This is a genomic window from Flavobacterium plantiphilum, from assembly GCF_046000495.1.
In the GTDB taxonomy this organism is placed as follows: domain Bacteria; phylum Bacteroidota; class Bacteroidia; order Flavobacteriales; family Flavobacteriaceae; genus Flavobacterium; species Flavobacterium plantiphilum.
Genome location: NZ_JBELQA010000008.1, coordinates 20,757 through 36,792 on the forward strand (window position 1 = coordinate 20,757; position 16,036 = coordinate 36,792).

The following is a 16,036-nucleotide window of genomic DNA, read 5'->3' on the forward strand; positions in this document are numbered from 1 at the left end:
ATGCCCCGAAATAAACGAGGCACCTTTTTAATTATGATTTTTCGAACTAGCTTTCCATATACGCTTCAATAGGAGCACAAGAACAAACTAAGTTTCTGTCTCCAAAAGCATCATCGGCTCTGCGAACACTAGGCCAGAATTTGTTTTCAGCGATATATTCTAATGGGAATGCCGCTTCCTGACGGCTGTATGGGAAATCCCAAATCTCATTAGTGAGCATGGCTAAAGTATGTGGTGCATTTTTCAATACATTGTTTTTGTCTTCAATCGTAGCAGCTTCAATTTCTTTTCTGATTGAAATCATCGCTTCGCAAAAACGATCTAATTCTTCTAAGTTTTCACTCTCTGTTGGTTCAATCATTAAAGTTCCGGCAACCGGGAAAGAAACAGTAGGAGCGTGGAAACCATAATCCATCAAACGTTTAGCTATATCTGTTACTTCAATTCCTTTTTGTTTGAATGGACGGCATTCTAAAATCATTTCGTGAGCTGCACGACCCATTTCTCCGGAATATAAAGTGTCGTAATGACCGCTTAATTTTTCTTTGATATAATTTGCATTCAAGATAGCGTGTTCTGTAGCCGATTTTAAACCTTCAGCACCTAACATTCTAATATATCCGTAAGAAATCAAACAAACTAAAGCGGAACCCCATGGTGCTGCAGAAATAGCAGTAATGGCGTTTTCTCCTCCGGTAGCTACCACTGGATTAGTAGGTAAGAACGGAGCTAATTGAGGTGCCACACAAATTGGTCCTACACCTGGTCCACCACCACCGTGAGGGATAGCGAATGTTTTGTGTAAGTTCAGGTGACAAACGTCAGCGCCAATAGTTGCTGGATTCGTCAATCCTACTTGTGCATTCATGTTCGCACCATCCATATAAACCTGTCCGCCGTTATCGTGAATGATTTGAGTAATTTCTTTAATAGCACTTTCGTAAACTCCGTGAGTGGATGGATACGTAATCATAACGCAAGATAAATTGTCTTTGTGTAAAATGGCTTTTTCACGTAAATCTTCAACGTCAATGTTTCCGTTTTCAAGGGTTTTTGTAACGACCACTTTCATTCCTGCCATTGCCGCAGAAGCAGGATTGGTTCCATGAGCTGATGAAGGAATTAAAGCAATGTTTCTGTGGTGGTCACCACGAGATTCATGATAAGCCTGGATAACCATTAAACCGGCATATTCTCCCTGAGCACCAGAGTTAGGTTGTAAAGTAGTAGCCGCAAAACCGGTAATTTCGTTTAAGTATTCTTCCAGTTTAGTAAGCATCTCCTGGTATCCTTGTGCTTGATCTAAAGGCGCAAATGGGTGAATACTGTTCCAGCTTGGAGCACTTAATGGCAACATTTCGGCTGCAGCATTCAATTTCATCGTACAAGAACCTAAGGAAATCATCGAGTGATTTAAGGCTAAATCTTTGCGCTCTAACATTTTGATGTAACGCATCAAAGCGGTTTCAGAATGGTATTTGTTGAATACTTCGTGTTGTAAGAATGTTGAAGTTCTTACCAGACTTTCAGGAAAATGATTTGTATTTGATAATTCATCAATTCTGATGGTAGCTAATCCTTTTGCAGCAGCAAAAATAGAAACTACTTTATTCAAATCAGCAAAACCTATTGTTTCATTCAATGAAATAGAAACTGAATTTTCATTTGGATAAAAGAAATTCACTTCGTTAGCTTCCGCAATTTCTCTTACTTTTTTAGCATCTGCTTTGATTACAATGGTGTCAAAGAAAGCAGTATTGGTTTGTTCGAAACCTAATTTGGCTAAAGTATTTGTCAAAGTCACTGCCGAAGCATGTACTTTGTTAGCAATATATCTTAAACCTCTTGGTCCGTGATAAACCGCATACATACTCGCCATTACCGATAATAAAACCTGAGCTGTACAAATGTTTGAGGTTGCTTTATCACGTTTGATGTGTTGTTCACGTGTTTGTAATGCCATACGCAAAGCACGGTTACCATTAGTGTCTACGGTAACTCCGATAATTCTGCCTGGCATCGAACGTTTGTATTCGTCTTTAGTAGCAAAGTAAGCCGCATGAGGACCACCATAACCCAACGGAATTCCGAAACGTTGCGTAGTTCCAAGAACCACCGCAGCACCCATTTCTCCCGGAGGCGTTAATTTAGCTAAACTTAAAATATCAGCAGCAACGGCTACTTTGATATTGTTTTCGGCAGCTTTTGCAATAAAATCAGTATAATCATTTACTTGTCCAAATTTACCCGGGTATTGTAAAATAGCTCCGTAGAATTCTTCAGAAAAGTCAAAATCTTCGTGATTTCCAACTACTAATTCTACGCCTATTGGAGTAGAACGCGTTTGTAAAACAGATAATGTTTGGGGTAAAATTTCTTCAGAAACGAAAAATTTACAAACATTGGCTTTCTTTTGTTCTCTGGTTCTTACGTCAAATAATAATGCCATGGCTTCCGCAGCAGCAGTTCCTTCGTCAAGAAGAGATGCATTAGCGATTTCCATTCCGGTTAATTCAATAACCATGGTTTGGAAATTCAAAATTGCCTCCAATCGTCCTTGTGCAATTTCCGCTTGATAAGGTGTGTAAGCAGTGTACCAACCCGGGTTTTCAAAAACATTTCGTTGAATAACTGCAGGAACAATAGCCTGGTTGTACCCTAAACCAATGTAGGTTTTGAACATTTTATTTTTATTTCCTAAAAGAGTAATATGTTTTAAATACTCATATTCGGTCATTTCAGGATCCAAATTTAGAGGTGCTTTTAGACGAATGTCATCTGGAAGTGTCTCATAGATGAGTTGTTCTATGGAATCAACTCCAATTGTTTTTAACATCTGTTGTAGGTCGGATTCCTCCGGGCCTATGTGTCTTAGAGCAAAAGCGTCTGTTTTCATTTGTAGATAAATATCTGTTTTAAATCGGAAAATGGAATTAACTCCTTATTTAATAATTACATTTTGGAGACGTTGAACTTCATTTCACATAAATCAGAATTTGTAGGATAACAAATTTAAGTTTATGCTCCTTTCCTGTAGCTATAAAAAAGTTTGTTTTTTCGTGGCGCAAAAATAAACATAATTCCGTTTTAAATCATTGTTTTTTAGGATTCATTTTATTTGAATAAAAGGATTTTGTAAATATTCTGACTAAATGTTTATTTTTGTTAGATGATTCGCATTCAGGCCCTTTTTGATTTTTACCTCAAATCCAGTATTCATGTGGCTTTGTCGGTCTATGCTTTGGTGCGAATGACTCAATTTATGTTTGCTATTCCGTATGATGAACCCATAGCTTTATTTGCTTTTTTTGGAACTATTGTGGGGTATAACTTTGTGAAATACGATGCTTTGGCCAGAGCCAAAAAAAGAATGATGCGCAATGAGTTGAAACTAATTGCCGGTTTGAGCTTTTTTTCGTTTTTGGCGGTGGGCTTTTATTTCTTCCAATTGCAGCTGGTGACTCAAGCTGTTGCTGTAGGTGTTTTGATTTTGACTCTTTTGTACACGCTGCCTTTTTTTCCTAATCGAAAAAATGCCCGTAACTGGGCTGGTGTAAAAATTTATATTGTTTCGCTGTGCTGGGTAGGAGTCACGCTGATGTTGCCATTGGTCAATGCACATCAGAATTTAGGTTTGGATTTCTTCATCAAATGCATCCAGCGTTTTATATTGGTTTTTGATTTGATATTAGTTTTCGAAATCATTGATTTGGCCAATGACGATCCGCATCTTAAAACCGTTCCGCAGCAAATAGGAGTAAAGCGAACTAAATTGTTAGGTTTGTTATTACTGATTCCTTTTTATTTTTTAGAGCTTTTTAAAAATAATTTTATCGAAAAGCAACTGTGGGTGAACTTGGCTTTAGTAGCGATATTGTCGTTGTTTTTAGTTTTTTCCAATGAAAAACGATCTAAATATTATTCTTCTTTTTGGGTTGAAAGTGTGCCGATTTTGTGGTGGTTGATGGTGGTTTTATTTTAAAAATTCTAATTTTGGTGATTATAATCACCAAAAACAACCTTAAATTGGTGAATATGTTCACTGAAAAACACTTTAAATTGGTGAATATAGTGTTTTTTATGTATCTTTGTTGAAAATTATACGGAGATGATAAATCGATTTCTGCTATCAAACATAACCGCAAGACTCAATAAAGGAAAGGTAATTGTGCTTGTTGGACCACGTCAGGTGGGGAAAACAACTCTCGTTCAAAATTTGTTGAAGGGGATTCCTTTTTTGTTTCTTGATGGAGATGACTCTGTTGTGGTTGAAACCTTATCGAATGCCAATACTGAAACGCTTAAGAATATTATTGGTGACAATAAATATGTTTTTATAGATGAAGTACAGCGCATTCCTAATATTGGTTTGAAATTAAAAATCATCGTAGATCAAATTAAAGATGTTCAGGTTATCGTGAGTGGTTCTTCGGCTTTTGATATTAATCATGTTACTCAGGAACCACTTACAGGGCGAAAATTTGAATATCATTTGTATCCAATTTCTTGGAACGAATTCGAGAAAAATATGGGTTATATGAAAGCCCAACAGCAATTGGAATTACGCTTGTTATACGGAATGTATCCTGATGTGATTAATAATTTAGGGAACGAATATGAAATTCTGAAAAATCTCGTATCGAGTTATTTGTATAAAGATATTTTGAGTTTAGCCGGGATTCGAAAATCAGAAGTTTTAGAGAAAATTTTGCAGGCTTTGGCTTTTCAAATTGGAAGTGAGGTGAGTTATAATGAAATTGCCCAACTGGTAGGTGTAGATAAAAATACGGTCAGTAATTATATTGATTTGCTTGAAAAAAGTTTTGTGATTTTTAGATTAAACAGCTTTAGTCGCAATCATCGAAATGAAATTAAAGCCAATAAAAAAATCTATTTTTATGACAATGGTGTTCGAAATATGTTGATTGGGAATTTTAATTTTTTAGAATTCCGTCAGGACAAAGGAGCACTTTGGGAAAATTTTTTAATTTCCGAAAGAATGAAATTATTAAGTTATGAAAATCGGAATGCCAAACCTTATTTTTGGCGCACAACTCAACAACAAGAAGTAGATTATATAGAAGTTGTTGCTGACGAAGTAAATGCTTTTGAAATTAAATGGAAAGTAAAAAAAGCCAAACTACCCAAACCTTTTTCAGATAATTATAAAGGTAGTTTTACTATCGTGACTGCCGATAATTTCAGGGAGTTTTTGAAATAAAAAAAACCGAAGCATCACTACTTCGGTTTGTATTTGAAATCTTATATCTGAAATCTAAATCAATCCTGCTCTTTTTAACAAAGCATCTGGTTTTGGTTCCTGACCTCTAAAACGTTTGTACAAAGTCATTGGATGTTCAGTGCCACCTTTAGACAATACATTGTCTTTGAATTTGGTAGCGACCTCTTTGTTGAAAATACCGTTTTCTTTGAAATATTCAAAAGCATCAGCATCTAAAACTTCAGCCCATTTGTAACTGTAATATCCGGAAGAATAACCACCTTGAAAAATATGAGAGAATGCCGTACTCATAGCATTTTCGGGAACGTCAGGATACAATTGAGTATTTTTAAATTGCTCGGTTTCAAAAGCTTTTAAATTAGTAATATTTGTTGGATCCTGTCCGTGCCAAGCCATATCTAACAATCCAAAACTCAATTGGCGTAAGGTTGCAATTCCTTCCTGAAAACTAGCACTTTCTTTGATTTTTTCTACATATTCCTGCGGAATCACTTCTCCAGTTTGGTAATGGGTAGCAAATAAAGCTAAGGCCTCTGGCTCGTAACACCAGTTTTCCATCACCTGACTAGGCAATTCTACAAAGTCCCAAAAAACGGAAGTTCCGGATAAACTTGGGTAAGTAGTGTTAGCCAACATGCCGTGTAATCCGTGACCAAATTCATGAAACAAAGTCGTTACTTCGTTAAAAGTTAATAAAGATGGTTTGGTTTCGGTAGGTTTTGTAAAGTTGCAAACGTTCGAAATATGTGGTCTTTCATTAACGCCGTCTTTTACATATTGCGATTTAAACGAAGTCATCCAGGCACCATTTCGTTTTCCTTTTCTTGGAAAAAAATCGGCATAAAAAATAGAAACTAAGTTGTTGTTTTCGTCGGTAACTTCATAAGTCATTACTTCTTCGTGGTATTTGTCAATATCAAATACTTCGGTAAAAGTCAATCCGTATAATTTTCCAGCAATGGTAAACGCTCCGTTTAAAACCTTTTCTAATTGGAAATATGGTTTTAGTTTTTCGTCGTCTAAATTAAATAATTGCTGTTTTAATTTTTCTGAATAATAAGCACCATCCCATTTTTCAAGTTGCTCAATGCCGTCTAATTCTTTTGCGAAAGCAGTTAATTGTTCGAATTCTTTTAGTGCTGCTGGTTTGGCTTTTGCCAATAAATCATTTTCAAAAGCCATTACTTTTTCAGGACTTTCGGCCATACGTTCTTCCAAAACAAAATTAGCGTGCGTTGCATAACCTAATAAATTAGCTCTTTGCTGACGCAGTTTTACAATCTTCAAAACAATTTCTTCATTGTTGAATTCATTGTCTTGAAAACTTCTGGCACCAAAAGCAATTGCCATTTTTTTACGCAATTCTCTGTTGTCAGCATAAGTCATAAACGGAAGATAACTTGGATGGTCTAAGGTGAAAATCCAACCTTCTTTTTCCTGGGCTTTCGCCAATGAGCGAGCGGCTTCAATAGTTCCTTCTGGTAATCCCGCCAAATCATTTTCATCCGTTAAATGCAATTCGAAAGCATTGGTTTCAGCCAAAACATTTTCGCCAAATTGCAAACTCAACTTCGATAATTGTTTGTCAATTTCTCGTAATTGGTCTTTTTTATCTTCAGGAAGATTGGCTCCGTTGCGGGAAAAACTTTTATATTTTTTATCTAAAAGTGTTGCTTGTTCAGTGCTTAAGTTCAGTGTGTCTTTTTGCTCGTAAACGGCTTTTACACGTGCAAACAAATCAGCGTTTAAGGTAATGTCATTTCCGAATTCAGATAACATAGGCGAAACTTCCTGTGCGATTTTTTGCATTTCGTCATTGGTTTCAGCCGAATTCAGATTAAAAAAGATACTGGACAGCCGATCCAGAATAGCACCTGAATAGTCCATAGCTTCAATGGTGTTTTCAAAAGTTGGTGCTTCCGGATTTTTTACAATGGTATCAATTTCGGCCTTTGCCAAAGCAATGGCTTCCTGAAAAGCAGGGAAATAATCTTCGATATTGATTTGCGAAAAAGGAGCGGTGTTGTGTTTGGTGTCGAAATGTTGGGTAAGGACACTCATTATTTTGTTATTCATAATTATTGAAAATATTATATTGTATTAATAAAGAAAACCATTAAGAGTTAAATGTATTAAGTCTTAATGGTTTTAAAAATTATTTTGTCAAAAAATTATTTTAAACTTTCCGAAGCTTTAATAACGGCTTCTTTTAAGCTTAGTTTGTAAGCGATGATTTTGTTTAAAACGTCTGCATTAGCACTTCCAATGATTTGTGCGGCAAGAATTCCAGCATTTTTAGCTCCGTTTAAAGCAACTGTAGCTACAGGAACTCCGCCCGGCATTTGCAAAATCGATAAAACAGAATCCCAGCCGTCAATAGAGTTACTTGATTTTACAGGAACACCAATTACAGGAAGTGGCGACATAGAAGCAACCATTCCTGGTAAATGTGCAGCGCCACCGGCACCTGCAATAATCACCGAAATGCCACGTGTATGCGCATTGTTGCTGAAATCGAATAATTTTTCCGGAGTTCTGTGAGCTGAAACAATATCAACTTCTGTTTCGATTCCAAATTCTTTTAATATGTTAATCGCATCCTGCATGACTGGCATGTCAGAGATACTTCCCATGATTACGGCTACTTTGCTCATTATATTTTTATTTAAAGATTAAATGATTGAAAGATTTAAAAATTATTATATCACAATCTTTAAATTTTTCAATCTTTAAATTTTTTAATTATTTTGAAATTACTCTAATGGTATTCTTTACATCCTCGGCAATTTTTCTTGCTTCAGCCATGTTTTCATTTACAATAGTTACGTGTCCCATTTTTCTAAACGGGCGTGTTTCTTTTTTACCGTAAATGTGTGGTGTTACGCCATTCCATCCTAATATTTTTTCGATATTCTGATAAACAACATTTCCGGAGAAACCTTCTTCGCCTACTAAATTTACCATAATTCCGGCCACTTTACTGTCTGTTTTTCCTAAAGGTAAATCTAAAATAGCGCGTAAGTGGTTTTCAAATTGAGAGGTATAACTTGCTTCAATGGAATAGTGACCAGAGTTGTGAGGACGCGGAGCCACTTCGTTTACAATAACTTCATCGTCCTGAGTCTGAAACATTTCTACAGCTAACAGTCCTACATGGTTGAAATTTTGAGACACATCCAGGGCAATTGCTCTTGCTTTTTCGGCTACTTTTTCGTCTATTCGGGCTGGACAAATAACATATTCTACCTGATTGGCTTCGGGATGAAATTCCATTTCGACCACTGGGTAGGTTTTGATTTCGCCCGAAGGATTGCGACAAACAATGACTGCCAATTCGTTCTTGAACGGAATCATTTCTTCGGCAATACATTCTACAGTGGCAAGATTATCCAGATCCGCCATTTCACGAATGATTTTTACGCCATTTCCGTCGTATCCAAATTCAGTGCATTTCCAGACAAAAGGCATTTTTACTTTAGCATCTAAAAGTGCTACCACCAGACTTTTTAAATCAGGAAAACGCTTGTAAGGTGCAGTAGGAATATTGTTTTGAGTGTAAAAATCTTTTTGTGTTCCTTTATTTTGAATTTTTCTTAATGTTTTAGGAGAAGGATAGACTTTTAGACCTTCGCTTTCCAGTTTTTCTAAGGCTTCAAGATTGACCAATTCAATTTCGAAAGTAAGTACATCAACCTTTTTTCCAAAATTATAAACCGTTTCAAAATCCATTAAATCTCCTTTAAAAAACTGATTGCACGCCATACGGGAAGGTGCTTCGTCACTTGGATCTAAAACGTAAGTTTGTATGTCAAATTTTCTGGTGTCAAATAACAGCATTTTTCCTAATTGTCCGCCTCCCAGAATTCCTAATTTAAAATCAGAAGAAAAATAATTCATTGTGTTGAAAGTTTATTGGCGCAAAGATACTTTTAAATGATTGAATTGGAAAATGCTATTTTATTTTCTTCAAAACTTCCCGTGCCACTGCTTTGTAAGCAGCAGAATGGTTTGCATAATCTTTGCTCAGGATGATCTGAAGTTCTGGATGAATCCAGTCATACTGATTTCCCAAAACATATAAAGTTCTTATTGAATAAGCTTTCGTGGCCACTTTTGTGTCATTTATAAGCCAGTCAAAAGAAGTCTCAATAATATCCTGCAGGTTTTCTTCGGAAAGAAAAATATTGTTTTTTGTTTTTTTGAAATGGGAAAATACTAATAGCTGAATAATTTTAGCAATGGGTCTCATTGCGCTTTCATCTGTTAAATCTTTAAGATTTTTGCATAAAAAATCAAGATAGGGCTGAAGCCAGTTTAACTTTTTATAGGAAACAAATTCTAAAACCCAGCAGGCTTTATGATTGTTTTTATCTTCAGCAGAAAGGCAAATCGAAATTAATTCATCCAAATCATTTTTGTTTTCTAAAATGTATTCAGCTATTAGAAGCCGGTCTTTACGGTACGCTTTTAGGTGTTCCAGCTTGGACTGAAGTTCAGTAATCATTCTTAAGTCAAAATAAATCGTTATACCTCATACTGCTATTTATCAGCAGTAACTTTCCAAACCGTATTTCCGCTGTCATCATTTACTAAAAGGGATCCGTCATTCATAACGGTTACAGCAACAGGGCGCCCATAGACTTTTGCTTTCTCTTTATCATCAATAAATCCGGTCAGGAAATCTTCGGGTTTTCCGGAAGGTTTTCCGTCTTTAAAAGGAACAAAAACTACTTTATAACCACTTATTTTAGCACGGTTCCAGGAGCCATGTTGTCCTACAAAAGCACCGTTTTTGTATTTCGCAGGAAATTTATCTTTATCATAAAATGCCAGTCCTAAAGAAGCGGTGTGAGAACCGACAGGAATATCAGGGACAATTGCCTTTGCGGCCAAATCTTTATGAGCACCTTCCAGTCTCGGGTCCAAATTGTTTCCGTAATAAGAATAAGGCCATCCGTAAAAGCCCTCTTTTTTGACACTGGTAATGTAATCCGGAACCAAATCGTCACCCAGTTCATCACGCTCATTAACAGCTGTCCAAAGTTCATTGTTTGCAGGATTCCAGTCCATTCCTACAGGATTTCTAAGTCCCGAAGCATAAGTTATTTCTCCCGTTCCGTCAGGATTTATTTCTAAAATATTAGCACGTCGGATTTCTTTCTCCATTCCGTGCTCTCCTACATTACTTGCTGAACCCACGGATATATAGATTTTAGTTCCATCAGTATTTGCTAGTAAATTTCTGGTCCAGTGATTGTTATATCCGCCGGCAGGGAGTTCCAGAATTTTTTCGCCTTTTGTTTCCAGTTTTAAAGGGTTATTTTTATAAGGATAGCGATATAATCCGTCTGTGTTAGCAATGTAGAAAAAGTTGTTTAAGACAAGCATTCCAAAAGGTTTGTTAAGACCGGAAATAAAAACATTGCGGGTTTCAAATGTGCCATCTTTATTGCCGTCACGAAAAACAGTTATTTGATTTTTACTTGCTTTTGTGCCGCTTTCAACAACAAAAATGTCATTGTTTGGTGCGATATAAGTCCAACGTGGATTTTCTAAATCATCAGCAAATTTTGTTATTGTAAAACCTTCGGGAGCTATTGGAGTTTTTCCTTCCGGCCATCCCACAACATTACTGTTTTTGGTAACTGATTCTGTGGCATAAGGTGGAGGAAGTGTCAAATCGCCTATTGCGGTTTTGACCACTACTGATGGTTTTTCTGCTAATTTTTCTTTTGTTTCTTCTTTTACCTTACCGTTGCAGGCTGTTAAAAGTAGTATTGAAACTGTTGAGAGTATCTGGATTATTGTTTTCATTTTATTCTGTATTAAAATTTAGGTAGCTACAATTTACTTAAATTTAATTTTTTGAAAAAAATATATGTCGAAAAATAAGTCTTATTTAACATTTTTTATGAAAATTACACTGCGTTTATTTTGATACTCAGGTTTAGTTGGAATTCTGTATCTTTGCGCATTATTTTAAAATAAAAAATAATGATTCAACTTCACGATAAACAATTTGTTCCGTTTATTTCTGCCGAAGAAATTGATTTTTCCCTACGGCAAATGGTGAATCAGATAGAAGTTGATTTTGCTGATGAAATTCCGGTTTTTGTAGGGGTATTGAATGGATCTTTTATGGTGGTTTCTGATTTTGTAAAAAAATATAAAAAACCATGTGAAGTGAGTTTTGTGAAAATGGCTTCTTATGACGGAATGAATTCTACTAATGAAGTGAAAGAATTAATAGGACTGAATCAGGATTTAACAGGACGAACCGTAATTGTAATTGAAGATATTATTGATACGGGCAATACTATTGTAGAACTGAAAGCGCTGTTTAAGAAGCAAAATCCAAAACATTTTAAGATAGCTACTCTTTTTTTAAAACCCGAAGCGTATAAAAAAGAGGTCAAAATTGATTATATCGGAATTCAGATTCCAAATAAGTTTATAGTAGGTTTTGGTTTAGACTATGACGGTTTAGGACGAAATTTACCGGAAGTATATCAATTAAAAGATTGAAAGATTCAAGAATTAAAAGATTAAAAAAAGGAATACATATGAAAGTTTAAGGAGAAAGATTAGAAGTTTCTTAAACCCTTAAATTTTTAAATTTTTAAATTAAATTTTATGACTAACATTGTTTTATTTGGCAAGCCAGGAGCTGGAAAAGGAACTCAGGCAGAGTTTTTAAAAGGGAAATACAATCTGACACATCTTTCAACAGGAGATATTTTTAGATTTAATATAAAAAATGCAACTGAATTAGGGAAACTGGCGCAAACGTATATCAATAACGGTGAATTGGTTCCGGATGAAGTTACCATTAAAATGCTTCAAAGTGAGGTGGAAAACAATCCGCAATCTGCAGGATTTTTATTTGATGGTTTTCCAAGAACAATTGCACAGGCAGATGCTTTAGATGCTTTTTTAGCAACAAAAAATGAAAAAATTACCGCTACTATTGCATTGGAAGCAGATGATGAAATTCTTGTAGCAAGATTGTTAGAAAGAGGAAAAACTTCCGGAAGAGCTGATGATCAGGATGAAGAAAAAATTAGAAACAGATACCAGGAATACAATGAAAAAACAGCGCCTTTAATTGGTTTTTATAAAGAGCAGGGAAAATTTCATGCCGTAAATGGTATCGGTTCTATTGCAGAAATTACGGAGCGTTTAAGTAATGTAATTGACAATTTATAATTAAAATTGTTTGTTTTTTAAAGTTTAAAGTTACTAAAGGTTTTTTTAGCAGCTTTAAACTTTAAATTTTTAAAACGAAAACAAAATAATGGAACTATTAATCATTCTTTTTTTAATCTTATTGAACGGGCTTTTTTCAATGTCTGAAATTGCATTGATTTCAGCAAGAAAATCAAGACTTGAAAATTCGGCTAAAAAAGGAAATTCAAGGGCTCAGGCTGCATTAGATTTAGCTAATTCACCTAATAAGTTTCTGTCAACTGTTCAAATCGGGATTACATTAATCGGGATTCTTACCGGTATTTTTAGTGGCGATAAAATTACAACAGATGTTGAAATTTTTGTGTCAGGTTTTGATTTTTTGAAATCTCAGGCACATTCTGTAGCTGTGGGGATTGTAGTGGTAATTTTGACTTTCTTTTCTTTAGTTTTAGGAGAATTATTGCCTAAAAGAATTGGGCTGAATTATCCGGAAACCATTGCTAAGTCGGTGGCTATGCCTATGAAAATAGTTTCTATTGTTACAGCACCGTTTATCTGGCTGTTAACACATTCGACAGAATTTTTATTAAAAGTGCTTCAAATTAAACCTTCTGCTGATGGAAAAGTAACTGAAGAAGAAATTAAAGCCATTATTAAAGAAGGAACCGAAGTAGGCGAAGTTCAGGAAATAGAACAAGATATTGTGGAGCGGGTTTTTCATATTGGAGACCGTAAAATAAATTCGCTGATGACGCACAGAAAATCGGTAGTGATGTTGCCTTTACTGGCAAATAAAGATCAGGTAAAGGAATTTATGCTTCAGGAGCTGCATTCTTTTTATCCTGTGTATAAGGACGATTTTGATAATATCGTAGGGGTTGTAAGTCTTAAAAATATATTTGCTACTATTGAGAAAGAAAATTTCAATTTAGAAGCAATTATAACTGAAGCACCTTATTTAATGGAACATACTACGGCTTATAATGCATTGGAAGGCTTTAAGAAAACGGGGGTGCATTATGCTATTGTAGCCGATGAATACGGGGTTTTTCAGGGAATGATTACGTTAAATGATATCCTGGAAGCATTAGTAGGAAACGCTTCTGATTTTTATAAAGAAGATTTTCAGTTGATAGAAAGAGAAGACGGAACATGGTTAGTTGACGGTCATTATTCGCTACATGATTTTCTCACTTATTTTGAATTAGATGAATTGCTGAGCGACTATGATGTCACTACTGTGAGCGGACTTATGATGACTGAACTTTCACATATTCCGAAACAGGGGGAAAAATTACATTGGCATAAATTTGAATTGGAAGTAATTGATATGGATGGTGTGAAGATTGATAAAGTAATGGTGAAAGCCTTAAAATAATAGTATTCAGGTTTCAGATTTCGTATTCGGTAAAAAGACCGATTGTGAAAAACTGATAATTGATTGCTGAAATATTAAAAAAAATGACAGAGGGAAATTTTGTAGACTACGTAAAAATATTTGTTTCTTCCGGAAAAGGAGGGAAAGGTTCTACGCATTTACATAGAGAAAAATTTATTGAAAAAGGCGGTCCTGATGGTGGAGATGGTGGTCGCGGCGGACATGTTTATTTAGTGGGTAACAAGGGACTTTGGACTTTATTTCATTTAAAATTTGCCCGTCATATTAAAGCAGGTCACGGTGGAGACGGTGGTGGAGACAGAAGCACAGGAGCTGACGGTGAAGATAAATATATCGAAGTGCCTCTGGGAACTGTTGTGAGAGATAAGGAAACTCAGGAAGTTCTCTTTGAAATTACTGAACATGGAGAGAAAAAAATACTTTGTCAGGGTGGAAAAGGAGGTTTAGGAAACTGGCATTTCAGAAGTTCTACCAATCAAACGCCTCGTTATGCGCAACCAGGATTGCTAGGAGTAGAAATGGATGTGATTTTAGAATTAAAAGTCTTGGCAGATGTAGGTTTAGTTGGTTTTCCAAATGCAGGAAAATCTACTTTGTTGTCTGTTTTGACTTCGGCTAAACCAAAAATAGCAGATTATCCGTTTACCACTTTAAAACCAAATCTGGGAATTGTTGCTTACAGAGATTTTCAATCTTTTGTAATTGCAGATATTCCCGGAATTATTGAAGGTGCAGCTGAGGGAAAAGGCTTAGGTCATTATTTCTTGCGTCATATTGAGCGAAATTCAACTTTGTTGTTTATGGTACCCGTAGATACGCCAGACATCAAAGCGGAATATGATATTCTGGTGAATGAATTGACCAAATACAATCCTGAGATGCTAGATAAAGAACGTCTTTTGATTATTACAAAATGTGATATGCTGGATGACGAATTGAAAGCGGAACTCAAAGTAGAACTCGACAAAGCTTTTAAAGATGTTCCTTATATGTTTATCTCTTCTGTTGCACAGCAGGGATTAACAGAATTGAAAGACAAACTTTGGAAAATGTTGAACGACTAAGAAAAGTTTTTGAAATATAAAAACCACTAAGGAATTGAATTTCTTAGTGGTTTTTTTTGTTTTAAGAAATTCTCATTATATTTTTATTCTTTATACGTATCAAATAAGTATTGTAATGTCTCCGGAATGTTATTGGCTTTCATTTTTGGATAAATGAGGTCTTGATTGAGCCAGTTTTCGATAATTTGTTCGAAATTTTTGCCGACTTCATAAACTACAGGGACGCCCATTTTTTTGAGTGCAGCAGCATTACATTCCTGTTCATAATGATTCATGATAGGTATAGAAAGAACCTTTTTACCCAGATGCAAGGCTTCGGCCGGAGTTTCAAAACCACCTCCTGTGATGATTCCTTCGCAGGAAATTAAGCTTTCATTAAATTTTTGCTGATTTACAGGAAAATACGTAATGTTTCCAATGGTGTGTTTGAATTCAACTCCCTGTAGAAACCAGTGAAAATGAATGTCACTTACTTTATTAAAGGCTTTCTCAAGACAATCTTTATCAAAAGAAGGGAGGTAAACCGTTATATGTTTCAGGTTCGTTGGTTCGGCCTGAACAATTTCGTCTTTAATAATAGGAGGAAGAATAAATGAATCGTATTTTTCAAAATGTAATCCTATGTTTTTAGGAGATGGCGCATAGTGTTTGAGAATCATTTCGCCCATAATACTTTTTCTCTCAGGCCGTGGAGTATTGGCGGAAATAAAACTGGCCTGATGTCCTAATTGCACCGAATGTGCTTTTTGCATTTTGCAGGCTAGCGCAGTAATAGAATCAAAATCATTGATGATAACATCATAATTTTTTAACGGCAATGCATCGGCATCTTTGTAAATTTGTCTGGGTCTGATGTTTTTTGCAATTTCCCAGTAATTTAATCCGCCGCATTTGCTGTAATGCAAACTACAACCGTTACTCTTGTATTTTACAGGTAATTGAATGTCTAAAGTGGCATTGCATCCGCTTAAAAGGAAATCGACTTCACCAAATTTTTGCAGGTAAGGATACAATTGCGTGGCTCTGCTGATGTGTCCGTTTCCTGTTGCCTGAATGGCATAGAATATTTTCATATTTACGACTTAAAATGTAATAATTAACATTTTTATTTTCTTTTACGAAAGTATTCTCCGGATGTTATTA

At 35.4% G+C, this 16,036-nt stretch carries 13 protein-coding genes; 6 read left to right on the forward strand and 7 right to left on the reverse strand.

Features of this window, described 5'->3' with window-relative positions; translation table 11 throughout:
• Window positions 1-46 precede the first annotated feature (46 nt).
• Window positions 47-2,896 (reverse strand): aminomethyl-transferring glycine dehydrogenase, encoded by a 2,850-nt coding sequence (gene gcvP, locus ABS764_RS13455; RefSeq protein ID WP_408082326.1) that lies wholly within the window; start codon window positions 2,894-2,896, stop codon window positions 47-49.
• A gap of 273 nt (window positions 2,897-3,169) precedes the next feature.
• Here gcvP and ABS764_RS13460 point away from each other — a divergent pair, with 273 nt between their 5' ends.
• Window positions 3,170-3,982 (forward strand): UbiA prenyltransferase family protein, encoded by an 813-nt coding sequence (locus tag ABS764_RS13460; protein ID WP_408082327.1) that lies wholly within the window; start codon window positions 3,170-3,172, stop codon window positions 3,980-3,982.
• A 126-nt stretch (window positions 3,983-4,108) separates the two neighbouring features.
• Complete coding sequence (locus tag ABS764_RS13465; protein ID WP_408082328.1) at window positions 4,109-5,221, forward strand: ATP-binding protein; 1,113 nt, start codon at window positions 4,109-4,111, stop codon at window positions 5,219-5,221.
• A 54-nt stretch (window positions 5,222-5,275) separates the two neighbouring features.
• Here ABS764_RS13465 and ABS764_RS13470 read toward each other — a convergent pair whose 3' ends face one another.
• The 5 genes from ABS764_RS13470 to ABS764_RS13490 form a co-directional block, all read right to left on the reverse strand.
• On the reverse strand, window positions 5,276-7,303 hold the full coding sequence (locus tag ABS764_RS13470) for a M3 family metallopeptidase (protein WP_408082456.1): 2,028 nt from the start codon (window positions 7,301-7,303) through the stop codon (window positions 5,276-5,278).
• Window positions 7,304-7,413: 110 nt separating this feature from the next.
• On the reverse strand, window positions 7,414-7,896 hold the full coding sequence (purE, locus tag ABS764_RS13475) for a 5-(carboxyamino)imidazole ribonucleotide mutase (protein WP_408082329.1): 483 nt from the start codon (window positions 7,894-7,896) through the stop codon (window positions 7,414-7,416).
• Between the two features lie 88 nt (window positions 7,897-7,984).
• Entirely contained in the window at window positions 7,985-9,139 is a 1,155-nt protein-coding gene (locus ABS764_RS13480) for a 5-(carboxyamino)imidazole ribonucleotide synthase (protein WP_408082330.1), read from the reverse strand.
• A gap of 55 nt (window positions 9,140-9,194) precedes the next feature.
• Entirely contained in the window at window positions 9,195-9,746 is a 552-nt protein-coding gene (locus ABS764_RS13485; protein WP_408082331.1) for a hypothetical protein, read from the reverse strand.
• 35 nt (window positions 9,747-9,781) lie between these two features.
• A complete protein-coding gene (locus ABS764_RS13490; RefSeq protein ID WP_408082332.1) occupies window positions 9,782-11,056 on the reverse strand; it encodes a PQQ-dependent sugar dehydrogenase in 1,275 nt (424 codons plus the stop codon).
• Window positions 11,057-11,236: 180 nt separating this feature from the next.
• On the opposite strand from ABS764_RS13490, the gene hpt reads away from it, so the two are divergent.
• From hpt to obgE, 4 genes are all read left to right on the forward strand, one after another.
• Complete coding sequence (gene hpt / locus ABS764_RS13495; RefSeq protein ID WP_408082333.1) at window positions 11,237-11,767, forward strand: hypoxanthine phosphoribosyltransferase; 531 nt, start codon at window positions 11,237-11,239, stop codon at window positions 11,765-11,767.
• 108 nt (window positions 11,768-11,875) lie between these two features.
• Entirely contained in the window at window positions 11,876-12,448 is a 573-nt protein-coding gene (locus ABS764_RS13500) for an adenylate kinase (protein WP_408082334.1), read from the forward strand.
• 88 nt (window positions 12,449-12,536) lie between these two features.
• On the forward strand, window positions 12,537-13,808 hold the full coding sequence (locus tag ABS764_RS13505) for a hemolysin family protein (protein WP_408082335.1): 1,272 nt from the start codon (window positions 12,537-12,539) through the stop codon (window positions 13,806-13,808).
• Between the two features lie 83 nt (window positions 13,809-13,891).
• Entirely contained in the window at window positions 13,892-14,893 is a 1,002-nt protein-coding gene (gene obgE / locus ABS764_RS13510; RefSeq protein WP_408082336.1) for a GTPase ObgE, read from the forward strand.
• Between the two features lie 83 nt (window positions 14,894-14,976).
• Here obgE and ABS764_RS13515 read toward each other — a convergent pair whose 3' ends face one another.
• On the reverse strand, window positions 14,977-15,966 hold the full coding sequence (locus ABS764_RS13515) for a glycosyltransferase family protein (RefSeq protein WP_408082337.1): 990 nt from the start codon (window positions 15,964-15,966) through the stop codon (window positions 14,977-14,979).
• Between the last annotated feature and the right edge of the window lie 70 nt (window positions 15,967-16,036).

Bases quoted from the DNA above. Each gene is read 5' to 3' on its own strand.
- gcvP (WP_408082326.1), bottom strand. From the start codon at position 2,896: ATGAAAACAGACGCTTTTGCTCTAAGACACATAGGCCCGGAGGAATCC.
- ABS764_RS13460 (WP_408082327.1), top strand. From the start codon at position 3,170: ATGATTCGCATTCAGGCCCTTTTTGATTTTTACCTCAAATCCAGTATT.
- ABS764_RS13465 (WP_408082328.1), top strand. From the start codon at position 4,109: ATGATAAATCGATTTCTGCTATCAAACATAACCGCAAGACTCAATAAA.
- ABS764_RS13470 (WP_408082456.1), bottom strand. From the start codon at position 7,303: ATGAGTGTCCTTACCCAACATTTCGACACCAAACACAACACCGCTCCT.
- purE (WP_408082329.1), bottom strand. From the start codon at position 7,896: ATGAGCAAAGTAGCCGTAATCATGGGAAGTATCTCTGACATGCCAGTC.
- ABS764_RS13480 (WP_408082330.1), bottom strand. From the start codon at position 9,139: ATGAATTATTTTTCTTCTGATTTTAAATTAGGAATTCTGGGAGGCGGA.
- ABS764_RS13485 (WP_408082331.1), bottom strand. From the start codon at position 9,746: ATGATTACTGAACTTCAGTCCAAGCTGGAACACCTAAAAGCGTACCGT.
- ABS764_RS13490 (WP_408082332.1), bottom strand. From the start codon at position 11,056: ATGAAAACAATAATCCAGATACTCTCAACAGTTTCAATACTACTTTTA.
- hpt (WP_408082333.1), top strand. From the start codon at position 11,237: ATGATTCAACTTCACGATAAACAATTTGTTCCGTTTATTTCTGCCGAA.
- ABS764_RS13500 (WP_408082334.1), top strand. From the start codon at position 11,876: ATGACTAACATTGTTTTATTTGGCAAGCCAGGAGCTGGAAAAGGAACT.
- ABS764_RS13505 (WP_408082335.1), top strand. From the start codon at position 12,537: ATGGAACTATTAATCATTCTTTTTTTAATCTTATTGAACGGGCTTTTT.
- obgE (WP_408082336.1), top strand. From the start codon at position 13,892: ATGACAGAGGGAAATTTTGTAGACTACGTAAAAATATTTGTTTCTTCC.
- ABS764_RS13515 (WP_408082337.1), bottom strand. From the start codon at position 15,966: ATGAAAATATTCTATGCCATTCAGGCAACAGGAAACGGACACATCAGC.